The organism is Paenibacillus sp. UNC217MF (genome assembly GCF_000686865.1).
GTDB classification, from domain to species: domain Bacteria; phylum Bacillota; class Bacilli; order Paenibacillales; family Paenibacillaceae; genus Paenibacillus_B; species Paenibacillus_B suaedae.
This window is the reverse complement of the sequence record NZ_KK366029.1, coordinates 48069-69897: the sequence shown is the minus strand read 5'-3', so window position 1 is coordinate 69897 and position 21829 is coordinate 48069. Positions and strand designations below refer to the sequence as shown.

The 21829-nt window shown below is 46.5% G+C and carries 20 protein-coding genes and 1 other RNA gene; 4 read left to right on the top strand and 17 right to left on the bottom strand.

Annotation, left to right across the window (positions count from 1 at the left end; genetic code table 11):
* Positions 1 to 23: 23 nt before the first annotated feature.
* On the bottom strand, positions 24 to 683 hold the full coding sequence (locus tag BP95_RS0124655; protein WP_028533464.1) for an alpha/beta hydrolase: 660 nt from the start codon (positions 681 to 683) through the stop codon (positions 24 to 26).
* Positions 680 to 1072 carry a DoxX family protein gene (locus tag BP95_RS0124650; RefSeq protein WP_036621283.1) on the bottom strand — a complete coding sequence of 131 codons (393 nt, stop codon included), beginning with the start codon at positions 1070 to 1072 and terminating at the stop codon, positions 680 to 682. Before BP95_RS0124650 ends, BP95_RS0124655 begins: the two co-directional genes overlap by 4 nt.
* Before the next feature lie 174 nt (positions 1073 to 1246).
* Here BP95_RS0124650 and BP95_RS0124645 point away from each other — a divergent pair, with 174 nt between their 5' ends.
* A complete protein-coding gene (locus BP95_RS0124645) occupies positions 1247 to 1798 on the top strand; it encodes a helix-turn-helix domain-containing protein (protein ID WP_021252805.1) in 552 nt (183 codons plus the stop codon).
* A gap of 73 nt (positions 1799 to 1871) precedes the next feature.
* Here BP95_RS0124645 and BP95_RS0124640 read toward each other — a convergent pair whose 3' ends face one another.
* Positions 1872 to 3641, bottom strand: a complete 1770-nt coding sequence (locus tag BP95_RS0124640; RefSeq protein ID WP_021252806.1) for an oleate hydratase — start codon at positions 3639 to 3641, stop codon at positions 1872 to 1874.
* Positions 3642 to 3793: 152 nt separating this feature from the next.
* On the opposite strand from BP95_RS0124640, the gene BP95_RS0124635 reads away from it, so the two are divergent.
* The 3 genes from BP95_RS0124635 (at position 3794) to BP95_RS31310 (ending at position 5885) form a co-directional block, all read left to right on the top strand.
* Positions 3794 to 4369 (top strand): TetR/AcrR family transcriptional regulator, encoded by a 576-nt coding sequence (locus BP95_RS0124635; protein WP_021252807.1) that lies wholly within the window; start codon positions 3794 to 3796, stop codon positions 4367 to 4369.
* Between the two features lie 123 nt (positions 4370 to 4492).
* Entirely contained in the window at positions 4493 to 4948 is a 456-nt protein-coding gene (locus tag BP95_RS0124630; RefSeq protein WP_021252808.1) for a hypothetical protein, read from the top strand.
* Between the two features lie 322 nt (positions 4949 to 5270).
* Positions 5271 to 5885: a DUF1796 family putative cysteine peptidase gene (locus BP95_RS31310; RefSeq protein ID WP_021252809.1), complete on the top strand. Its 615-nt coding sequence runs from the start codon at positions 5271 to 5273 to the stop codon at positions 5883 to 5885.
* 528 nt (positions 5886 to 6413) lie between these two features.
* On the opposite strand, the gene BP95_RS0124620 is transcribed toward BP95_RS31310, so the two are convergent.
* From BP95_RS0124620 to BP95_RS0124555, 14 genes are all read right to left on the bottom strand, one after another.
* Complete coding sequence (locus BP95_RS0124620; protein ID WP_028533462.1) at positions 6414 to 6776, bottom strand: hypothetical protein; 363 nt, start codon at positions 6774 to 6776, stop codon at positions 6414 to 6416.
* A gap of 506 nt (positions 6777 to 7282) precedes the next feature.
* Positions 7283 to 7647: a transfer-messenger RNA gene (ssrA, locus tag BP95_RS32760) on the bottom strand.
* Positions 7648 to 7950: 303 nt separating this feature from the next.
* Positions 7951 to 8424, bottom strand: a complete 474-nt coding sequence (gene smpB, locus BP95_RS0124615; protein WP_021252812.1) for an SsrA-binding protein SmpB — start codon at positions 8422 to 8424, stop codon at positions 7951 to 7953.
* Between the two features lie 233 nt (positions 8425 to 8657).
* Positions 8658 to 9497, bottom strand: a complete 840-nt coding sequence (locus BP95_RS0124610; RefSeq protein ID WP_028533461.1) for an MgtC/SapB family protein — start codon at positions 9495 to 9497, stop codon at positions 8658 to 8660.
* 207 nt (positions 9498 to 9704) lie between these two features.
* Positions 9705 to 12914: a ribonuclease R gene (gene rnr, locus BP95_RS0124605; protein WP_028533460.1), complete on the bottom strand. Its 3210-nt coding sequence runs from the start codon at positions 12912 to 12914 to the stop codon at positions 9705 to 9707.
* A gap of 203 nt (positions 12915 to 13117) precedes the next feature.
* Complete coding sequence (gene secG, locus BP95_RS0124600; RefSeq protein ID WP_021252815.1) at positions 13118 to 13354, bottom strand: preprotein translocase subunit SecG; 237 nt, start codon at positions 13352 to 13354, stop codon at positions 13118 to 13120.
* A 164-nt stretch (positions 13355 to 13518) separates the two neighbouring features.
* The gene (gene pdxK / locus BP95_RS0124595; RefSeq protein ID WP_028533459.1) at positions 13519 to 14340 is read right to left on the bottom strand and encodes a pyridoxine/pyridoxal/pyridoxamine kinase; all 822 of its coding nucleotides are present in this window, start codon (positions 14338 to 14340) and stop codon (positions 13519 to 13521) included.
* Positions 14341 to 14430: 90 nt separating this feature from the next.
* Positions 14431 to 15366 (bottom strand): DUF4097 family beta strand repeat-containing protein, encoded by a 936-nt coding sequence (locus BP95_RS0124590; protein WP_028533458.1) that lies wholly within the window; start codon positions 15364 to 15366, stop codon positions 14431 to 14433.
* Positions 15363 to 16106, bottom strand: a complete 744-nt coding sequence (locus BP95_RS31305) for a DUF1700 domain-containing protein (RefSeq protein WP_036590482.1) — start codon at positions 16104 to 16106, stop codon at positions 15363 to 15365. Before BP95_RS31305 ends, BP95_RS0124590 begins: the two co-directional genes overlap by 4 nt.
* 12 nt (positions 16107 to 16118) lie before the next feature.
* Positions 16119 to 16460 carry a PadR family transcriptional regulator gene (locus BP95_RS0124580; RefSeq protein ID WP_021252819.1) on the bottom strand — a complete coding sequence of 114 codons (342 nt, stop codon included), beginning with the start codon at positions 16458 to 16460 and terminating at the stop codon, positions 16119 to 16121.
* A gap of 389 nt (positions 16461 to 16849) precedes the next feature.
* Complete coding sequence (gene eno / locus BP95_RS0124570) at positions 16850 to 18136, bottom strand: phosphopyruvate hydratase (RefSeq protein WP_021252820.1); 1287 nt, start codon at positions 18134 to 18136, stop codon at positions 16850 to 16852.
* Between the two features lie 67 nt (positions 18137 to 18203).
* The gene (gpmI, locus tag BP95_RS0124565; RefSeq protein WP_021252821.1) at positions 18204 to 19742 is read right to left on the bottom strand and encodes a 2,3-bisphosphoglycerate-independent phosphoglycerate mutase; all 1539 of its coding nucleotides are present in this window, start codon (positions 19740 to 19742) and stop codon (positions 18204 to 18206) included.
* A gap of 1 nt (position 19743) precedes the next feature.
* On the bottom strand, positions 19744 to 20496 hold the full coding sequence (tpiA, locus tag BP95_RS0124560) for a triose-phosphate isomerase (protein WP_021252822.1): 753 nt from the start codon (positions 20494 to 20496) through the stop codon (positions 19744 to 19746).
* A 60-nt stretch (positions 20497 to 20556) separates the two neighbouring features.
* Complete coding sequence (locus BP95_RS0124555) at positions 20557 to 21738, bottom strand: phosphoglycerate kinase (protein WP_021252823.1); 1182 nt, start codon at positions 21736 to 21738, stop codon at positions 20557 to 20559.
* Positions 21739 to 21829 lie beyond the last annotated feature (91 nt).

Here is a 21829-nt window from a genome sequence, read left to right as displayed (position 1 = left end):
TCTTATTGTGAACGAAACAACTTTTATTCCCTGTTAATGGTTAAACCAGCATCCTGCCTAAGCCAATCCAGAACATCACGTTGATTTTCTTCCGAAACGCCATGGTCGGTCGGGTATATCTTTAATGTGATTCGTTGCGTGTGTTCCTTTAAATATGTCGCCGTTTCATGCACGATCCTGACCGGGAATACGGAATCATACTCACCGTGCGAGACAAATACCGATACATTACTTAGACTTCGAAGTGAATATTCCGTCTTTACAAAGTCAGGAATGTATCCATTCAGCGCGACGATTCCCTTTAGTTGATCTCCCATTGTAAGTGCAAGCGTCATGGATAAAATGGCGCCTTGGCTGAAGCCGAGCAAGTAACATTTGTCCGGATCGATCGGATACTTCCCCATCGCATATTGAATGAAAGCTTCGAGCTGTTTTACCGCCTCATCAAACATCTCCCGAATGGGATTACCCAAACTTTTCAGTTCGTAATATTGATATCCTGCACCAAGCGGTAGATTACCGCGAATCCCAATGACAATGAAATCATCACTTATAGGTGCAACCAAGCCAAACATATTTCCTTCATTAGAACCTTTACCGTGCAGCGTAAAAATAACCGGGTATTTCTTATTCGGTACTACATTGGCAGGCAGGTGAACGTCATATTGGTAAAACGGAGTCATTTGAACCACCCTTTTTGAGACGCTTTTCCTGCCATAATAATGCGGTCAAGTGAGAATGGCGACCGGTCGGCCACTGCAAGGTATAAAGAAATCATCATAAATCCAAGATCCAACTCATAGCCAGCCATTTGAGCATTGCCGAGAAGTCCTGCGGAGAGTTTTGCAGTCAGTATTGCACCAATAAGCATTACTACGAATAACGCCGATACATAACGGGTAAACAATCCCGCTATCAGCATAATACCGCCCACAAGCTCAAGCAGCGCCACGATATAAGCCGCAAATCCAGGGATACCAATAGAACTGAACCACGCCTCAACATTAGTCATGCCCATTTGGAATTTCGCGATACCATGAAACATAAATATGATTCCTAGCACTACACGCATAATAATTGTTACTGCAGCTGTCTTCGTCACACAAATCACCCTCAAAATATTATTAGTTATAAAGAAATAAAATTTATATTAGTAATACTAATCAAAAGCAAGTAGCGTGTCAACAAAAAAATTGCTAATATATAATTATATTTGTTATCACTAATATTAAAGAGGTGCAGTCCTATGGATATTGGCTCCACAATACGTTCTATCCGAAAACGAAAAAATATAACTATTGCTCAAATCTGCGAAGAAACTGGTCTATCTCAAGGATTCATGAGTCAAGTGGAAACTAATAAGACTTCCCCTTCCATATCAACTCTAGAAAACATCGCAAAGGCACTAAAAGTACCTTTAGCTTACTTGCTATTAAAGAAAGAAGATCGGATGAATATTGTTCGTAAAGATGAGCGAAGCATTACGACAAGCGGTTCTGATAAGTTAACAGTGCAGCACTTAAGCTCTACGAAGAACGTAAGGATGATGGTCGTTGAATTTCCTCCAGGGGCTTCGACGGGGATTGCTCCACATGCGCATGAAGGTGAGGAGGTTCATATTGTCATTGAGGGAAGAATCTACGCGGAGCAGGGAGAAGACGCGGCCGAATTTGAAAAAGGTGATTCCTTCAGTTGGAACGCATGTACACCCCATTTGGTGAAAAACATCGGTGATGACACTGCCATCGTTCTAATATCCATCTATACGGAGAACGACAACAATCGGGAGCTCATCTAACTATCAGCTATGTTCGTAGGACAAAAAAAACGAGGAGTCTTGCCAGTGGCAGAACTCCTCGTTTCGTCTATGTTTAAATCAACTTATACTCTTTAAGCAGCTGCATGATTCTGGTGTGAGAGACCTTTTGCACACCCGTCACTGCTGCTAATTGGATTGCTGGAGGCAGTTCCATATCGGTTAGCTTCTTGCCGTCCATCATTTTCGCTGTGGAATCCAACAACACACGGACATCATAAGCGGATCCAAATACTTCTGGCACGCCGCGATCAATGTCAAGAAGCGTGTATACAGCTTCCATGGCGGTACGTACCGAATATTCTGTGGTGAATACCGTGTCTCGCGGTGTTTCGGCAAAGTTACCGATAAAGGCAGCGTTGATACAACCATCAGGAACTACATTCGGACGGTCTCCCGCAGCTCTTGGCATGAAGTAAGATGTAACATAAGGCATCATGCAAGGCACACAGTTTGCGGAGTTTACGGCAAGATCGTGAATCTCTGCTTCAGGTACGCCCATGTGGTAGAGCCATTCTTCCGTGATCTCGATACCCGTGCAGTCCTTCATCGGTTTCTTGATGTAGTCACCTGGTACGTCGCAATACAAGCTGTAAACCCATACGACGAGCTGATCTTTTGGCTGCGATTTGAAGTGAGGCTGTCGGTTCAAGGTAAAGCTCATCAGCCATTTTGAATCTTTTACTGTCACTATACCGCCGGTAACGACCTTGCCACTGAATGGATCCCGCTTGCAAATTTTCTCGATGTAAGGAGGGATTCGGTCATCCAACGTTGTAACCGTAGCAGACTCCCAGTTGCTTTCCGCTATGTTGCCACAGAATTTGTCTGGACGGCCGAAGGCAGGATCCTGCTCCGCAATCTTCTTCCAAAGCTCCCAGCTTCCCCCGAGGGAGGTATTCATAACGGCAGGAGTGTTGTTGTCGCCTAAAGTGGAGCTCTCGGTATTACTGCCATTCGTGATGAATACCAGATCATTTTCAGTCAGGTAAAAGTGTTTTTCTTGTCCGTTTTGAACATAGACCAGCTTTTTAGCAACTTTCTTGTTCTCCGTAATATCAAACTCAACATTCGTTACAGTCGTTGCATATTGGAAGGTGACGCCATGGCCTTGCAAATACTTCATTAGCGGCAGTGCAAGAGACTCATACTGATTGTATTTTGTAAATTTCAACGCTGAGAAATCTGGCAATCCCCCGATATGATGAATGAATCTAGCGATATATCTGCGCATTTCCATTGCACTATGCCAAGGCTCAAATGCAAACATCGTCTGCCAGTAAAGCCAGAAATTCGAGTTAAAGAAATCTTCCGAGAAGACATCTGTAATTTTCATATCTTCAAGCGCTTCTTCTGGCGTAAAGAACAACTTGATAATTTCCATCGAAGCAGTTTGAGTAAGTGTGAATTTGCCATCGGTATGTGCATCCTCACCACGATTGAGGATAGCACGCTGCAAGGAGAAGTTCGGATCCTCCTTGTTGAGCCAGTAAAATTCATCTAATACTGATGCGCCCTCTGTTTCAAGTGAAGGAATAGAACGGAATAGATCCCACAGGCATTCGAAGTGGTTCTCCATTTCCCGGCCACCGCGGATAATGAACCCTCGACCGTCATCGTAGATGCCGTCTAATCCACCTCCGGCAATATCGAGTTCTTCAAGAATATGAATGTTTTCCCCCTTCATCTGACCATCCCGTATGAGGAATGCGGCTGCGGACAGTGATGCAAGACCAGAGCCGATCAGATAGGCGGATTTTTGATCAACACCGAGTGGTTTCTTTGGACGGGCAAAAGCTTCATAGTTACCATTGCTATAATACATCCTTACAACCTCCTTTAGTGGTCCTGACACCTCCACTTTATAGGAGTATGAATGCAATAAAAATAGACAAGTAAAGCCCTGTGTCTAAAATTTAAACTTCAAGTGCCATATGTCTAAAATATCCATAGGTTATGGTAGAATAATAAGAAACATTGCATCCTAAGGAGAGGTTTCCAATTCATCCGTACACCAAACATGCATTAGCTGATGCATTGAAGGATATGCTGGGCACCAAGACTTTAGATAAAATAACGGTTAAAGACTTAGTGGAAGCCTGCAAGTTGAATCGCCAAACCTTTTACTATCATTTTCAGGATATTTATGACCTGCTCGGATGGATATATAAAACGGAGGCACTGGGTGCTATCCAGAATAACAAATCCTATGCGACTTGGCAGCAGGGGCTATTTATCATTTTAGAATTTGTGGACAGCAACAAGGCGCTTTGCATGAACACATGTCGTTCTCTTGGAAAAGAGCATTTGGAAATGTTTTTAAATCAGGTTTTGTTTGAACTCCTAAGCAATGTCATCAATGAAATATCAGATTCCCGTGTGATTTCAGAAAAAGACAGGACGTTCATCGTTCAATTTTACAGTCATGCCTTTGCAGGAACGCTGCTGGATTGGATTGAGGATGGGATGAAAACACCCTGTGAGGTAATCGTGAACCACATTGTTCGACTGATGGATGGGCGTTTTATGGATGCAGTGGAGCGTTTTAAGTGAATCTAAATCTATCATTTTTTACAAATTAATACTTAATTTAATGGAAACACCCTGGATTTTACTACCAAATACCCCCTATACCTGATAGACTAACGAATAGTATTATATTTCAAGGGGGAAAACATGAAGAACATCACAAAATTTCTATCTATTTTATTAGCCGCAGTGATTATATTATCTGGATGCTCAAGTAATAATGCTGCAGATTCGCAGGATCGATCTGCGGATGAGAAGCTGGCATTATCCTATGTCACAAACTACCACAATGGAACGAAAGAGGCCAAAACGAAGTTTGTTGATGAGAGTATACATCCTGATGTGCAAGGTAAATTCCGTGTTGGTGCTAAGAGAGCGCTCCCAGAGGACGAGCAGCTGAAGGATCCGAAGGTTGTAGAATCTGCTGATTATGATGACGGAGACACAAAAGGATCATTAGTACTCATTCAATCGGCAGACGATAAAGAAATGATTGCGCTGATTACCGAAAATAAAGTTTACATGCATTTTAGTCTACAGAACACGGCTCCGGATACGTATGATCAAATACGCAGTTCATTTAAAACAGCTAAAAAAGGCTAAATATTTAAATAACAATAGAGCCACCTGGTCTGAACTAAACCCGTCAGTAGACATTAAAATACAATGATTAAGCAGCTTTAGCTCGTACTTCCATCGGGCTAAAGCTGTTTAGCTTTTTCTGCAGCCGTTCATCCCTAATTCCTATCCCCTGTCTTTTCCAACCCTTTTGATTTTTCCATTGGATGTCCGCCTTTTTGGGCGTAGCGAAAAATGTTCATCTAGGCATTTGAACAGGCTAAATTCCTAGATACCCATACAATAGGAATAGAATAGGGGAAATGCCTTGTACCCGTCCAATTATATGAATTTGAGGTGACGGTCTTTGGATTGGAATCAAAACAGAGGAGCTTACCATGCATTTATCAGCCTTGGAGCAACGTGCCAGACTGCGCATCAATTAAGAAGACTAAAACTCCGTAAATTTAGTGGCCCACTTGATTGGTTTATATCCTATCCTTCCTCGAAAATTTCACATCTCCTCAAGACAAGGTTCAATGGATTTATGGAATTAGACAAATTGCGTCTTATAAACATAGTCGATAATCATTATGTTTTACGTGATACGGAATACCATGTAGATTCGTATCATGATTTCCCCGTTCCTTATAATCCCAACCAGCTGTACCCCAAGTTCAAAGAGACAATGGACCGTAGGGTATCCAGATTTTTGAAAACAATAAAAACCGGCCCTGTTTGTTTCGTTCGTACAGAAACTTCAAGCTCGGAGGCGCGGCTCCTGGAACAAGCTTTATCTGGCATTTCGCACAAAGATTTCAGGATACTCATAGTTAATTTCCATAATCAGTGGGGAAAAGGCGTCATTTATGACGATTGGGGACTGCAGCGCGTTTCTTCTGTCAAAATTCCGCCAGGCAGGAATTGGAGAGGCTCAGACCATCATTGGGATCTCATTATGAAAGGGTTTAAATCGGTATAGTGCCTATTTTCATCTGCCGATTTATTTGAAACGCGACAATTAGAAAATCACGTCATTTGAGACGTAATTAATAGTACTCTGATTGCACGTACTGAAGCCTTGTTCATCTTTGAGTAAATAATCTAGTTTCTTATTCATTTCCCATTCTGAAAATAGCATAACAAAGGCTTCTACGGGTGTAGTCACAGTCATCAAGATGTTGAAGCATTTGGACTTGAATAAGCCGATGATATTTCACATTCTCATGAACCGACATACCCAATGATTTCGGAAAAATATCAGCTAAGTCGATAATGTATACGATAAAATATAAAACAACGATAATTTGTGAGGAAAATGGCGTAGGTATGTGATATCAACAGGAGATAGCACGCGATAAACAACGTTGTTGATGTCCTGCATCGTTATCCCTACCTCTCATCATTTGGTGTATCTCACGCTTATCAGTGAGGAAAGAAATTGCAAGCATATATGTTCAAGTGGCAGTTATTCATTGGCCGTGCCATACAGGAGTGTCGGTGTCTCATACTATAGTGAAAAATTAGTAACTCCCTTCTTATATGTATATTTCAGAGTGTATGTTTCTTCTTTTCCATAGGGCATTGTAGCAATTTTTATACGAGTATAATCAAGCCTGCTATCTCTTAAAATTCTTTTCACCAGGGCAATACTCCGTTCTTCTTCCGTAACAACACAAAATATATTTAGAGCATACTTTTTCGAGTCGGACATGCATTTCCCCATATCTGAGCCATCAACATAGCCTAAGTTAGCATCTACTAGAGATATCTCCAAATATTCCATTACTTTATCTCTTAACCAGTGATCACGTTGACTGCCTTTTGCACTTTTCAGTGGATATTGTATCACTAACCAGAATTTTCCGCTCATTCAGATTCACCAACCAATCTACATTTAATATATTTAATTCTATCGTGTGAGCGAAGATAACGGCGTTTCTAATGAATTCGCTTATATAAATAACTATAACAAGAAAACTTTGTATGTGGACGCGCTTATTAGCAATAGCAAAAAACTGTTTGTACGTTAAAGTCTCCCTCCAATGCTTCTCACTCACTCCCTTCGCGTGAGACTGAACTCCTGACAGCGGCTCTCCCACGCTGCGAACGCAAAAAGCCAACCTCACGTGGTCGGCTTAATGATGGTGGAGGCGAGGGGATATCGTTTTCTTCATTGAACTTGCTGTCGATGCTTATCCTTCGATGACTACCTTAGTGGTTGAAATCGATGCCGTGCTCGTTCGCTGTTGTCTTCCTACGAAGCCATTCCCCCACTTCCTGCGCGCGGAACGAACCCCAGGGGTTCTCATCCCGTAACTTCGCCTACTTCCACCAAAACAAAAAACCGACCTCACGCGGTCGGTTTTTTCAGGTTTTTGGTGGAGGCGAGGGGATTCGAACCCCTGTCCGAAGATAACGCAACACGAGCTTCTACGGGTGTAGTCACAGTTTTGATGTCACCCGAGCATCGCCCCGTAACCGGCTATGCTTTGGGTCAGCCTGATTGTCTTCTTCAGCACACCCCAGGCGGAGATGTGACAGCGTATCCCACTAAAAGTTGAGCCCCTATCTCGGCACATGGGCGATGCAGAGTAGAAGCACGCTCACAGGTTATTAAGCTGCGAAAGCGTAGTTTGTTTGTTGTTTGCCGTTTAAATGGCTTTAGCGTTGATGAAGTGGACGCGTCCCCACTACCCGCTACCCGAGCCCGAACTATCCCCGTCGAATCCAAGAACGCCCCCATAAGTGATAAGCGAACCTCGCCCATCAGGGGAATAGAGTCTTGAATTAAAGAGAATCTAGTTAAGACACAGATAGTGTATCCTTCCACACTATTCAGTTGTCAATGATGTTCGTATTCGGTCAGCAGCGACACCATGCTGTACAGCACTGTTCGTTACCGACACGTTTATTATAACACACTCAAACGAAAGTTGTTAGTCAACTTGTTGCCAGTGTTACATGCCATTTCCTTGGTACAAATGATCCAAAAGGAATACTGCTAGCAACAGTAGCAAAAAATCGCATTATGCCTCAAGCTAACCTTAATACTTCTGCTTCTCACGCAGCGCGCGTTGAATTTGACGATCTGCATCCCGCTTTGCAGCCGTTTCACGCTTGTCGTAGTTCTTCTTGCCTCGTCCGAGTCCAATCAGCAGCTTCGCGTATCCGTTACGAACGTATACCTTCAACGGAACAAGCGTGTACCCTTCCTGCTTCGTCTGCCCGATCAGCTTGTTAATCTGCTCTTTGTGCAGCAGCAGCTTGCGCGCACGCGTCGGATCGGTAGGATTGTGTCGATTACCCTGCTCGAATGGGCTAATATGCATATTGTGAATAAACGCCTCACCACCGCGAATCGTTGCAAAGGAGTCATTAATGTTCGCTTTGCTCATGCGCAGCGACTTAATTTCTGTCCCTGTCAGCACCATGCCCGCTTCATAAGTGTCCTCAATAAAATAATCATGGGACGCCTTCTTATTTTGGGCTAAAACTTTATTATCATTCTTCTTACCCATGATTGCCCTCCAACGTTACGACAATGACATCATCACCAAGTGAACAAGGCAAAATTGCTTTGAACCACTTCACTATAGCTTGTTGCTTAGAAGTATATTGTACCAAAAAGAACACCCTCGACTCAAGCAAGAAACATATCGGATTCAAATGATATTAGGCAAGAATAAGCACAGACTATGTTTGGCTTAAGGTGTTCTTCAATTCATATCTCGTAATCGTAAAGTAACTCCAATTACGATAACATATGAACATCCGAGACTCCCTGTAATCGAAGTATCGTCTCGCAGCATACGGCTACCGATCTTACATCTTCAGACAGCACCTTTAGTTCAATCTGCAATTGTCTTGCACTTGCCAAGGTTCGTCGCTCTTTGTCATCCATGTCTTCGGGGTGACCGTCCTCCCTGCCGACTTCCATATCGCTTTCAGACAAGTAATCGCTTCTATCCTTCTGTTCTATCCCCTGTCCCGCTCCAAGCCACTTCATCCACGACTTCCCTGCATTGCGTTCCGGCCGCATGCGAATGCTTCGTACCGTAAGCCCCTGCTCCTCTGCAACCTTTGTCAATTCTGACAGCCATCCTTCACGTTCCTCCACAACGACTTCCAACTCGTGAATTCGATGTGCAACCCGATTTTTAATATCATACTTATTCAGCAGCCACAAAGCGACGAGAGATAAGGCACAACCGAATAAGGCCGCAGAAATAAAGCCAGAGCCGCAAGCAAGCCCAATCGCCGCCGAAACCCACAAGGAAGCAGCTGTCGTTAGCCCCTTCACACTAGTTCCATTGCGTATTATCGTCCCTGCTCCAAGGAAGCCAACACCGCTGACGACCTGAGCCGCAATACGCGCCACATCCACAGCTGCTTTATTATCACCGCTTAAATCTGGGAATCCGTATACCGATATGAGCATGACAAGCGCCGATCCGAGGCTCACCAACATGTGCGTCCTTAGCCCTGCAGCCTGACTTCGCTTCTCCCGTTCCAATCCAATACAGCCACCTAGCACTAATGCAAGCACCATACGCAGCATAACATGATACATCGATATATCTGAAGGGCTCATCTTACTCACCTCTCTAACGAAGTAAAAAGCAGCGTCTCCTAAGATATGTACATTGTATCATATGTATTCCGTTTGATTGTCCGTATGCCCACCTAAGCGTTGAAATCGAAACCCCAGCTTCCATCTCACAGAAAATAATAAACGGCCCCAGTCCCGCTCTTAAGCGGAACCAAAGCCGTTATTTCTTACTTGTTGAAAACGGAAAACTTATCGCTTCTTACGAATAAACTTTGCAGTCTTGCTGTTTGCTTTCCCCTTCTGCTTTGCTGCTTTGTGGGCAGATTCGCCTTGATTACGAGCCTTTGCCGCATCTTCTCCAATGAAGATCCCGCTTTCGGACGTCGTTCTCCGCCCCTTCTTGCCGCCAGATGTGCCGCTACCTCGATAGGAGCCTCCATCACGCCCTGGTTTTCTACCGCCCTGATCATTGCCACCTGATCGACCATAACCGCCTCGGCCAGAGCCAAAGTCGAAGGAGCGTGGACGATCAGCTTCTTGTTCCGCATCTGCAATGAGACGATCTACCCAATTGGAGTCATCATACTCCTTCTTCGCTGGGGCTGGACGCTCCGCATTCCCTTGGCCTGCGCCAAAGTTAATGCCACCCTTACCGCGTGGCTGAGGTGCACTTGATGACTTCTCATATGGATTGACTCCACGACCCTGCTCTTCGCGCCGTCCTTTGCGTCCACGGCGGCCCCTCTGCTGCTCACGGAATTCGCCTTGGTTATACCAATCGCCAGCGAATGCGTCGGCCTCATGCTCCACAGCATCACCATTGTTGTGACGCTCATAACGAGCATCCCGCTCCAATCGCTCCTCATGCTGGTGCTGATCTCGTCCGTAACCCCCACGCAACTGCTGGGTCGAAGAAGCACCATACTGTTCATAAGCTTGCTGTTCCGCAGGATCTATGCCAGTGACACGTCTATCAGCACGACCAGCTCCAGGCATGCCTTGACCAGCGTGCCGATCTACACGACCGTCTCCACGTGCACCTTGACCAGCAGGCTGATCTGCACGACGACCACGATCGAAACGTTCTGTCGGACGACTATCTCGACCGCCCAATCGATCCGAACGACCGTCTCTTGCTCCTCTATCCGCATCGCGGCCATTTCGCGGTTGTCCACCACGGTCGCGTTCTCCTGGACGGCCGCCTTTTCCATCCTTACGGCCCTTATAGTCGCTACGTCCAGTTCCACCGCGTCCTTCGGCACCAAATCCGCGACCACGTTTTTTCCGGATGTCGAAGCCGAAGTCACGTCCGTTATGGCGAGACTTGCTCTCAATCAGCTCAAAATCGATCGTATGCTCATCCATATTGACACGAGCTACCCGAATACGAACTTCATCGCCAATACGGAATACATTTGCCGTCCGTTCCCCGATCAGCACCATATGCTGCTCATGGAAGTGGTAATAATCATCATTCAATTCGCTTAGTCGAATAAGCCCTTCAACCGTATTATCCAGCTCAACAAACATCCCGAAGCTTGTCACACTGCTAATAATGCCGTCAAATTCCTCGCCGACCTTATCGAGCATGAATTCTGCCTTCTTCAGCGCTGTTGTGTCGCGTTCTGCATCAACGGCTACCCGCTCACGCTCTGAGGACTGCTGCGCAATATCCGGCATGCGCGCATGTAGCTGCTCCAAGCGCTTCTCAGGCAACGCTCCTCCATTATCCATCACTTCCCGCATGACTCGGTGAATGACCAAGTCTGGGTAACGGCGGATAGGTGATGTGAAGTGCGAATAGAATTCAGCAGCTAGTCCGAAGTGGCCTGTCATCTCCGCATCATACTTCGCCTGCTTCATTGAGCGAAGCATCATCGTGCTGATCACAGTCTGCTCACGCGTTCCCTCAATTTCCTCAAGCAGCATCTGCAAGGAACGAGGATGTACCGAATTGCCCTTGCCTCGAACAACATATCCGAAGTTCGCTGCGAAGGACATGAAGTTGAACAGCTTCTCACTATTCGGCTCTTCATGAATCCGGTATAGGAACGGAACTCTGAGCCAGTGGAAATGTTCCGCAACCGTCTCGTTAGCTGCCAGCATGAACTCTTCAATTATCTGCTCCGCAATCGTACGTTCCCGCTTAATGATATCAGTCGGTACACCCTTCTCATCAACCAATACCTTCGATTCCACAAAATCGAAATCAATTGCGCCACGGTTCATCCGCTTCCCGCGAAGCTTCAGCGCCAATTCCTTCATCAGCTTGAAGCTGTCAACCAAATAAGCGTAGCGTGCTGATACCTCTGGATCCTCATCCTCAACGATTTTCCGTACATTGGTGTACGTCATACGCTCAACAGTACGAATTACACTCGGGAATACATCATGCTTCACGAGCTTCGCCTTCTCGTCGAACTCCATCTCGCAGGACAATGTCAAACGATCCACACGCGGATGGAGAGAGCATATTCCGTTGGACAATCGATGCGGCAGCATCGGAATAACTCGATCCACCAGATACACACTGCAGCCGCGAGCATATGCCTCGCGATCCAGCGCAGAACCTTCCTTCACATAATAGCCGACGTCTGCAATGTGGACGCCAAGCTTGTAATGTCCATTCGGTAGCTGCTCTACATATACCGCATCATCCAAGTCCTTCGCATCTTCTCCATCGATCGTGACGATATTCATGCCCCGTAAATCACGGCGTCGCTGACTGATGATTTCTTCCTCGGTTATGGAATCCGGCACAGCTTCTGCTTCTGCCATCACTTCATCAGGGAACGCCTCCGGAAGCTGATGCTTACGGATGACGGACAAAATATCAACGCCAGGATCATCCTTATGACCGAGAATTTCGGCCACCATGCCTTGCGCTGCTGCTCTTCCTTCCGGATAGCTTACAATATGGACAACAACCTTCTGCCCGGTAACCGCGCCATGCATATCTTCCTTCGGAATGAAGATGTCGCGATTGATCCGCTTGTCATCTGGAATGACAAATCCATACGATTCGTAATTTTGAAAAAGGCCGACAACACGCTCCACTGCACGCTTCACAATGCGCACAACTTCGCCTTCCAATCGAGCGCCGTCAAAGCCTTTATTCGTCACGCGTACAAGCACGGTATCCCCATGCATCGCAGTCTTCAAATCATTTGCGTGAATGTATACATCGGGGTGCCCCGTTTCTTCCGGAATCAAGAATGCGAAGCCTTTGGCATGCGCCTGCAAGCGTCCGCGCAGCAAGTTCATACGCTCCGGCACACCGTAGCGGTCTGTGCGAGTGCGCAGCACCTTACCCTCTTCTTCCATTTGATTCAACATTTTCAGAAATGCCTTGAACTCTGAAGCGCCTTCAATATCGAAATGCTGCTCCAGCTCTTGATAGGTCATCGGCTTATAAGCGGTTTCACGCATAAAGTCCAACAACTGTTGTTCTGTTACCATTCCTTCACCTCACCTTGCCATGACCTGCATGATACAGTATAACAATATATAACCTAGTATACACGAAATAAAATCGTTACATCCCGGCGCTTTTCCTACATTTTTTCCGTTCGATCCACATCGTAGCAAGTTTCTTGTCTTCGCCGGAAAAATGGGTACAAAAAAAGCGAGGAGCATGTCCTCGCTTTGCTTACGAATGGGAATTAACCTTTAAGGAAATAAGCTACGATCAGTGACAAGATAAAGAATCCTCCTGCCAATACAACCGTTGCACGTTGCAGGAACAAGTCCAGACCGCGTGCCTTCTGCTTTCCGAATAGATGTTCCGCACCGCCGGAGATGGCACCTGACAAGCCGGCACTTTTCCCTTTCTGCAGAAGCACAATGCTAATCAAACCGATAGAAAAAATGACAAGCAAAATTTTCAAGAAAATTTCCACAGTTACACCTCCTAATGCGTGATACACGTTCGAAAAGCCAAAAACAGTACTTTTATTGTATCACACGAATAAGAAGCAGGCAAGGCTTATCCTCTCTCCCTTTCCTTTCTCTTCCGGAAAGCTACCTCAGTTACCAGGCATTCTTACATGAATACGTCGCTTACTTATTCTTCGCCATGCTGCAGCAAGCGCAGTGCATTATGGCGCACAGGTCCAACATACTGATTAAGTGGGAAAGAATAACGGATCGCTTCCGTAATGAAGCTCTTCGCCTTATGGACACTCTCACGTACATCATTCCCCTTCGCCAGTTCTGCTGCTACTGCTGCTGAATACGTACAGCCAGCGCCATGCGTATAGGTTGTATCGATCAGATCAGCATCCAATATTTCGAAGGATTTGCCATCATACAATACATCGACAGAAGTAGGCAATCCAATCTTGGAGCCGCCTTTCACCAATACGTACTTCGCTCCCTGCTCTTGAATGCGAGCAGCGGCTTCCTTCATATCTTCGAGCGTACGGATTGGCGCTGTTCCTGCCAGCTGTGAAGCCTCGAACAAGTTCGGTGTTACCACGACGGCCTTCGGTACGAGTATGTCCCGCAAAGCATCGTTCGTCTCTGGGTGAAGTGCCTCGTCAGCACCCTTGCACACCATAACCGGGTCAACAACGACGTTCGGAATGTTATGCTTCTCAATGGTGCGTGCTGCCAGCTCAATTATATCGATAGAACCCAGCATACCGGTCTTCATGCCTGAAATACCGACACTCATGATTGTCTTCAATTGCTCTTCTATCGTAGAGAGCGCGATTGGGAACACCCGGTGCGCCCAACCTTCTTCCGGATCCATCGTTACAATGGTCGTCAATGCGGTCATGCCGTACACACCGCGTTCTTGGAATGTTTTTAGGTCAGCTTGAATGCCAGCTCCACCGCTCGTATCCGAGCCAGCCAATGTCAGCACTTTATGAATCGGTTTCATGTGTCCTTACCCCTTTACAGTATCTTGTTCCTCTAAATTTAAGATAAGTACATTATAACCGATTCACATGAATCTTCCGAGGAGCCAATACTATTTTTCGACAATCTTTATACTGCCCGCTTCTGTCCGTACCTTTATAACCATATCGCTTCCATGTTTCTCATTCGGTGCAGAGACGCTTCCCAACTCTGTTTTCAGATCAAACTTCCCGTTGTATTCAGGAACAATACGAATATTCACGCTTCCAAGCTGGCTTTCCGCATCGATCGGATGTGCCGCAGCTTGAACAATCGAGACGGAGCCTGCATTGGCTGAAGCCTGAACATTCTTCTTCGTCTGGTTCAATTCAACACTTCCCAGTGAAGAGCTTGCTTCAATCTCCGCATCGACATTATCTGCTACCACTTGACCCGAGTCCGACCTAAGCTTAACGACATCCCCTGTTACGTTCTTTACTTTTACCCTTCCCAGATTACTTAATGCTTCAAGTTGCTTAATATGTCCACCTGTCATTTCGAACGTCCCAGCAGACACCTTTGATGACAAATTGTCGAGCACAAAATTCTCCGATGTATGGATGATAATTTCATGATAACGGCGTTGCGTATTGCCAATGTTGATATTCAACCATCCTGCATTATCATTGTCTTCAAAATTCAGCTCTAGCGTTCCATTCTCCGCCTGAACATCACGAATTCGATTAATAACCACTTCTGGCGCCTGCCCCTTCAACTCAATCATATTCTTGTTATCATTGATCCAGCTTACCTTAACATCCCCATAATCCGCATTGATAACTATACTCTCAAGCTCCCTTACATCAATGCGAGATTCGTAATCAGATGTCTTATCTGCCCCTTTTTCCTGACCAGATGCATCCTGTGAACCTTCCGCAGAGATACGGTACTCATAAGAAGGAAGTTGTGACTTAAATAGCTGATTTGGGCCGTAATAGATCAAGCCCGCAACCCCTGCCACGATACACACAATTCCGACCATATTCATGGTTGCACGATTCCAATTCATCTAACCTCGCTCCTTCCTTCATAGGCGACCCAGTGGAAATAGATCCGGTTCCATTTCAAATATGCACGTCCTACAACAACTATCGCTTGTATTAAAAATATTCCAATGCCGAACGCAATCGCTACGATCGACAACTCTGCACGATAAAACTCTCCGCCAAACCCAATTTTGAATGCGAACAAAAGAGGAGTTGCCAATAACGCTATTGCCGCTACACCAAGCCCAAACCACGTTGCCCATAGCCCGAACATAACCGGGACAACCATAATGCTAATAAAGATCGTACCTGCATAGGCGATAGCTGAACGGGGACGTCGTCCTTCGGACTGCTGATATGGTGGGTAAGCAGTATTCGGTATTCCGCCGTACTCTTGAGAATATCGATTCGGTTCCCCATAGTGTCGATTCAAATCTAACGGCTGCTCAGCATTCTTCAGGAAGCTAGGATCCTCGAAGAGTGGAGGCACTTGTGACGCTTGACCTTGATGACTAGGAATAAACGACCCCGGCTCTGTCACCGGCTCCCGTTCAACCTCTTTATCCCCTCGCTCACCTAACAGCAGCTCGGCCGCAAGCTCTTCCGGATCGCCAAGCTCTCTAGCAATCTCTTCTTCTGTTCGTCCCTGCTGCTTGCTGAATTCAAAGTGTGCATCATACTCTGCTAATATTTCATTGCGCTCCGCCTCTGGAAGCGACAGTAGGCCCATTTTCAATTGCAGCATAAATAACTGCTTATGCATGTTGTTCACCTCTCACTTCTCCTTGGATTCTTCTTCTTCCGCCTCGGTAAGCAGATTGGCTACTCCCGACACAAATTTATCCCATTCGGTCACGAGCTCATTCATATAATCCTTGCCCACTGGAGTAAGCTTATAATATTTCCGTGGCGGTCCCTCGGTAGATTCTTGCAAATAGGTCGTACAGTGGCCATCCGCAACCATCCGCCGCAGAACTGGGTACAGAGCACCTTCGGCAACCTCCACATGCTTGGATATCTGCTGGGCCAGCTCGAAGCCGTAACGGTCTCTCTGGTTAATGAGAACCATGACACACAGTCCGAGCACCCCTTTTTTAAATTGAACGATTTCCTTCAATTGAGTCACCCCCACTCATAACGTAATGAATTATAATTTATGATTCAGTATTGTATATTGATTAGTAGTACACGATGATTATATCCCCTGGAATAGTGTTCCACAATAGGTTATTTCCAAAACTAGCCTCAGGTCTAGGTAAAACCCAACTAGAGTCGGAATGAAGCAGTGAGGCATAATTTCACAAGGATCAGAACAGGTAAGAACAAAGAGGAATGAGGAAAATAAGGGAAGACAAGAAGGACAAGTACGAAAGGCAAGCAAGAGTAAAAGGTAGAGCACAATATGCCTACCTCACATATGGATATGGGGTCATAAAAAAGAAGCCAGACCCCTTCAAGGGAGTCTGGCTTCTATCGGATCAGCAGGCCGCTTGTGCGGCAAGCTAATTATTTTTTCAAGTTGTAGAAGGATTTCAAGCCGTCGTAACGAGCTGTGCTTCCCAAGTTGTCTTCGATGCGAAGCAATTGGTTGTACTTCGCAACGCGGTCTGTACGGGAAGGAGCACCTGTCTTGATTTGGCCAGCGTTTGTTGCAACCGCGATGTCAGCGATTGTGCTGTCTTCGGACTCACCGGAACGGTGGGAGATAACAGCTGTGTAGCCAGCGCGTTTTGCCATTTCGATCGCTTCGAATGTTTCTGTAAGCGTACCGATTTGGTTAACTTTAACCAAGATGGAGTTACCGATTCCTTTTTCGATACCTTGAGCAAGACGCTCCGTGTTTGTAACGAACAAGTCGTCACCAACGAGTTGTACTTTGCCGCCCAATTTTTCAGTGAGCAACTTCCAGCCATCCCAATCGTCTTCGGACATACCGTCTTCGATTGTGATGATTGGGTACTTATCAACCCAAGAAGCAAGAAGGTCAACATACTCAGCAGATGTGTAGGACTTGCCTTCGCCTGCCAATGTGTATTTACCGTCTTTGTAGAACTCAGTGGACGCAACGTCCATACCCAAGAATACTTCTTCGCCTGGCTTGTAGCCAGCTTTTTCGATTGCTTCGATGATAACTTGAAGTGCTTCTTCGTTGGAACCAAGGTTAGGAGCGAATCCACCTTCGTCACCTACTGCAGTGTTCAAGCCTTTGTCCTTCAATACGGACTTCAGGTTGTGGAAGATTTCAGCACCCATGCGAAGTGCTTCTTTGAAGTTAGGTGCGCCTACTGGCAATACCATGAACTCTTGAACGTCGATGTTGTTGTCAGCATGCTCACCACCGTTGATGATGTTCATCATTGGTACTGGCAATTGCTTCGCGTTGAATCCGCCAAGGTACGTGTACAAAGGCATATCCAATGCATGTGCAGCAGCGCGAGCTACAGCCATGGATACAGCCAAGATTGCGTTAGCACCCAATTTGCCTTTGTTAGGCGTGCCATCAAGCTCGATCATCGCTTTATCGATTGCAACTTGATCAAGAGCATCGTAACCGATGATTTCTGGAGCGATAATTTCGTTTACGTTTTTAACAGCGTTCTCTACGCCTTTACCAACGTAACGGCCTTTGTCGCCATCGCGAAGCTCAACTGCTTCGTGAGCACCAGTGGATGCACCGGAAGGTACGATTGCACGGCCGAAGCCGCCGGATTCCAATTTTACTTCTACTTCTACCGTAGGGTTACCACGGGAGTCAAGCACTTCGCGTGCGTATACGTCCATAATCATTGTCATGGTGTGTACAACTCCTTTTTTGATTGTTTATATATAAATTACTATATATCTAAGTAAGTTGTAAAACTTACTTCTTAATCATGCTTTGTCCAGTCATCTCTGCTGGCTGAGGAACGTTCATCAAGTCAAGAATCGTCGGAGCGATGTCTGCCAAGATGCCGCCTTCGCGCAATTCCACGTCATTCGAAGTAACGATGAATGGAACTGGGTTCGTCGTATGTGCAGTGAATGGACGGCCTTGCTCGTCGAATACCATATCCGCGTTGCCGTGATCCGCCGTAATGAGGCAGACGCCGCCTTTCGCCAATACCGCTTCAACGACCTTGCCCATGCACTCATCCGTAGCTTCTACGGCCTTGATTGTTGGTTCCAGCATACCGGAGTGACCAACCATATCAGGATTCGCGAAGTTCAGGATAATCGTATCGAACTGGTCAGAGTTGATTTCGTTCACTGCTGCTTCTGCAACTTCGTAAGCGCTCATTTCAGGCTGCAGGTCGTAAGTTGCTACCTTAGGCGAGTTGATAAGCACACGCTTCTCACCAGGAAGTTCAACGTCACGGCCGCCGCTGAAGAAGAACGTTACGTGCGGATACTTCTCAGTTTCCGCAATACGAAGCTGCTTCTTGCCATGCTGCACGAGCACTTCACCAAGCGTGTTGTCCAACTCTTTAGGAGAGTAAGCAACATATCCGCCAACTGTTTCTGCGAACAGCGTAAGCGCAACGAAATGCAAGTTCTTAGGGAACTTGTCGCCACGATCGAAGCCGCGGAAATCATCGTTGGTGAACACTTGGCCAAGCTGGATCGCACGGTCTGGGCGGAAGTTCATGAATACGACGGAGTCGCCTTCTTGAACCAAGCCAACCGGCTGATCGTTCTCATCCACAATTACCGTAGGCATAACGAACTCGTCATATACGGATTGGGAATAAGATTCTTCAACTGCAGCAATTGGATCGCGGTATTTCGGTCCTTCGCCGTATACCATTGCACGGTACGATTTCTCAACACGTTCCCAGCGCTTGTCGCGATCCATCGCATAGTAGCGGCCTTGAACCGTAGCGATACGGCCTATGCCAACTTCAGCGATTTTGGCTTGCAGCTTTTCGATATATCCGCGGGAGCTATCAGGCGCAACGTCACGGCCATCCAAGAATGCGTGAATGTATACGTCCTTCAAGCCTTCACGCTCACAGAGATCGAGCATCGCAAGCGCGTGGTCGATATGGCTGTGTACGCCACCATCAGACAACAATCCGTAAATGTGAAGCGCCTTATTGTTCTCCTTCGCAGTCTTCACTGCTGCAAGCAGTGTTTCGTTCGAGAAGAAGTCGCCTTCACGGATCGATTTCGTAATACGAGTCAGGTCTTGATATACGATGCGGCCTGCACCGATGTTCAAGTGACCTACCTCGGAGTTCCCCATTTGACCTTCTGGCAAGCCTACTGCTTCGCCGCAAGCTGTCAGTGTCGTATGAGGGAATTGGCTCATGTAACGGTCGTAGTTTGGCTTGTTCGCTTGCGCGACTGCGTTGCCAACTAGTGTATCGCGAAGTCCGAATCCGTCCATGATGATAAGTGCTACCGGTCTAGGTGCGGACATCTTACTTCGCCCCTTCCACCAAGGAGATGAAGGAAGCTGGTTGCAAGCTTGCGCCACCTACCAATGCGCCGTCAATATCACTTTCTGCCATGTATTCACGTACATTTTCCGGTTTTACGCTTCCGCCGTATTGAATGCGAACAGCAGCAGCAACTTCATCATTGTACAAGCCCTTCACAACGCTGCGGATGTAGCTGATAACTTCATTCGCGTCTTTCGCTGTGGAGGATTTTCCTGTACCGATCGCCCAGATTGGCTCATAAGCGATGACAGCTTCTTTTGCTTGTTCAGCAGACAATCCTTGGAATGCTGCTTCTGTTTGCACTTTGCACACGTCGTTCGTTTTGCCGGATTCACGCTCTTCAAGCGACTCACCCACGCATACGATTGGCGTCAAGCCATGACGGAATGCTGCATGCATTTTTTTGTTTACTGTTTCATCAGTTTCCGCGAAGTATGCACGACGCTCGGAATGACCGATAATGACGTAGTGTACGCCAAGGTCTTTCAACATAGCGCCGGAAATTTCGCCTGTGAATGCACCGGAATCTTCAAAGTGAAGGTTTTGCGCACCAATCTTGATGCTTGTGCCTTTCACTGCTTCAACCAATGCTGGCAAGTTTGTAAATGGTGCGCAGAGTACGCTCTCTACGCCCTCCACTTCTGCTTTGCCTTTCACTTCGGATACGAAAGCGACAGCTTCCGATACCGTTTTGAACATTTTCCAGTTCCCTGCGATAATCGGTTGTCTCACACGATTCACTCCTTTACGCATAAGGGAGCGGCCGAAGCCGCCATCCCCTTACTTGCTCTCTTACTTATCGTTCAATGCAACCACGCCTGGCAATGCTTTGCCTTCCATGAATTCAAGGGAAGCGCCGCCGCCTGTGGAGATGTGGTCCATTTTATCTTTCAGCTTGAACTTCTCAACCGCTGCTGCAGAGTCGCCGCCGCCGATGATTGTGTAACCAGCAGTTTCCGCACATGCTTCTGCTACTGCACGCGTACCATGAGAGAACGGCTCGATTTCGAATACGCCCATAGGCCCGTTCCATACAACAAGCTTGGAATTCTTGATAACATCAGCATAGATTTCACGAGTTTTCGGACCGATGTCAATGCCTTCCCATTCTGCAGGAATGCTGTCGATCGCTACCACTTGTGTGTTTGCATCTGCACTGAAGTCATCTGTAACTACGATATCTACTGGCAAGTAGAGGTTTTTGCCAAGTTCTTTGGCTTTCTCGATGAAGCCTAAAGCAACATCAAGCTTCTCGTTGTCGACAAGCGACTTCCCGATTTCATTGCCTTGTGCTTTGAAGAATGTGTATGTCAAGCCGCCACCGATCACGATATTGTCGGCGATTTCCAACATTTTGTTGATAACGTCGATTTTATCTTTAACCTTGGAACCGCCTACGATTGCCGTAAATGGACGCTCAGGGTTTGTCAGCGCTTTGCTAAGTACATTCAATTCTTTCTCCATCAACAGACCGGACACGGCTGGCAAGTGATGTGCGATGCCTTCAGTGGATGCATGTGCACGGTGAGCCGCGCCGAACGCGTCGTTCACAAACAAGTCCGCAAGTTCTGCGAAGGCTTTAGCCAATTCTGGATCGTTCTTCTCTTCGCCTTTGTGGAAACGAACGTTTTCAAGCACGACAACGTCGCCGTTTTCCATTTTTGCAATTTCAGCTTTTACGTTTTCACCAATTGACTCGTCAAGCTTCTTAACGGGCTTACCAAGCAGTTCGCCAAGACGTACTGCTGCAGGTGTCAGACGCATGGAATCCACAACTTCGCCCTTCGGACGACCCATGTGGCTTGCCAAAATAACTTTCGCACCTTGTTCCACCAAATAGTTAATTGTCGGTAGCGTTTCGCGTACACGTGTATCATCCGTAATCACACCATTTTCCAATGGAACGTTGAAATCTACACGTACAAATACGCGCTTACCCTTAACTTCTACATCACGCACACTTTTCTTGTTCATCCCCGTGTTCCTCCTATCGTCGATTACACCGGCACACGCCTCTCTCTGGTGTGTTGTTCGGTATGTTCTGTGTTCTTGTTCTGTATGGGTT

What these genes read in the sequence shown, in the direction of transcription:
- BP95_RS0124655 (WP_028533464.1), bottom strand. Translation starts at nt 683, where the DNA reads ATGACTCCGTTTTACCAATATGACGTTCACCTGCCTGCCAATGTAGTA.
- BP95_RS0124650 (WP_036621283.1), bottom strand. Translation starts at nt 1,072, where the DNA reads ATGCGTGTAGTGCTAGGAATCATATTTATGTTTCATGGTATCGCGAAA.
- BP95_RS0124645 (WP_021252805.1), top strand. Translation starts at nt 1,247, where the DNA reads ATGGATATTGGCTCCACAATACGTTCTATCCGAAAACGAAAAAATATA.
- BP95_RS0124640 (WP_021252806.1), bottom strand. Translation starts at nt 3,641, where the DNA reads ATGTATTATAGCAATGGTAACTATGAAGCTTTTGCCCGTCCAAAGAAA.
- BP95_RS0124630 (WP_021252808.1), top strand. Translation starts at nt 4,493, where the DNA reads ATGAAGAACATCACAAAATTTCTATCTATTTTATTAGCCGCAGTGATT.
- BP95_RS0124620 (WP_028533462.1), bottom strand. Translation starts at nt 6,776, where the DNA reads ATGAGCGGAAAATTCTGGTTAGTGATACAATATCCACTGAAAAGTGCA.
- smpB (WP_021252812.1), bottom strand. Translation starts at nt 8,424, where the DNA reads ATGGGTAAGAAGAATGATAATAAAGTTTTAGCCCAAAATAAGAAGGCG.
- BP95_RS0124610 (WP_028533461.1), bottom strand. Translation starts at nt 9,497, where the DNA reads ATGAGCCCTTCAGATATATCGATGTATCATGTTATGCTGCGTATGGTG.
- rnr (WP_028533460.1), bottom strand. Translation starts at nt 12,914, where the DNA reads ATGGTAACAGAACAACAGTTGTTGGACTTTATGCGTGAAACCGCTTAT.
- pdxK (WP_028533459.1), bottom strand. Translation starts at nt 14,340, where the DNA reads ATGAAACCGATTCATAAAGTGCTGACATTGGCTGGCTCGGATACGAGC.
- BP95_RS0124590 (WP_028533458.1), bottom strand. Translation starts at nt 15,366, where the DNA reads ATGAATTGGAATCGTGCAACCATGAATATGGTCGGAATTGTGTGTATC.
- BP95_RS31305 (WP_036590482.1), bottom strand. Translation starts at nt 16,106, where the DNA reads ATGCATAAGCAGTTATTTATGCTGCAATTGAAAATGGGCCTACTGTCG.
- eno (WP_021252820.1), bottom strand. Translation starts at nt 18,136, where the DNA reads ATGACAATGATTATGGACGTATACGCACGCGAAGTGCTTGACTCCCGT.
- gpmI (WP_021252821.1), bottom strand. Translation starts at nt 19,742, where the DNA reads ATGTCCGCACCTAGACCGGTAGCACTTATCATCATGGACGGATTCGGA.
- BP95_RS0124555 (WP_021252823.1), bottom strand. Translation starts at nt 21,738, where the DNA reads ATGAACAAGAAAAGTGTGCGTGATGTAGAAGTTAAGGGTAAGCGCGTA.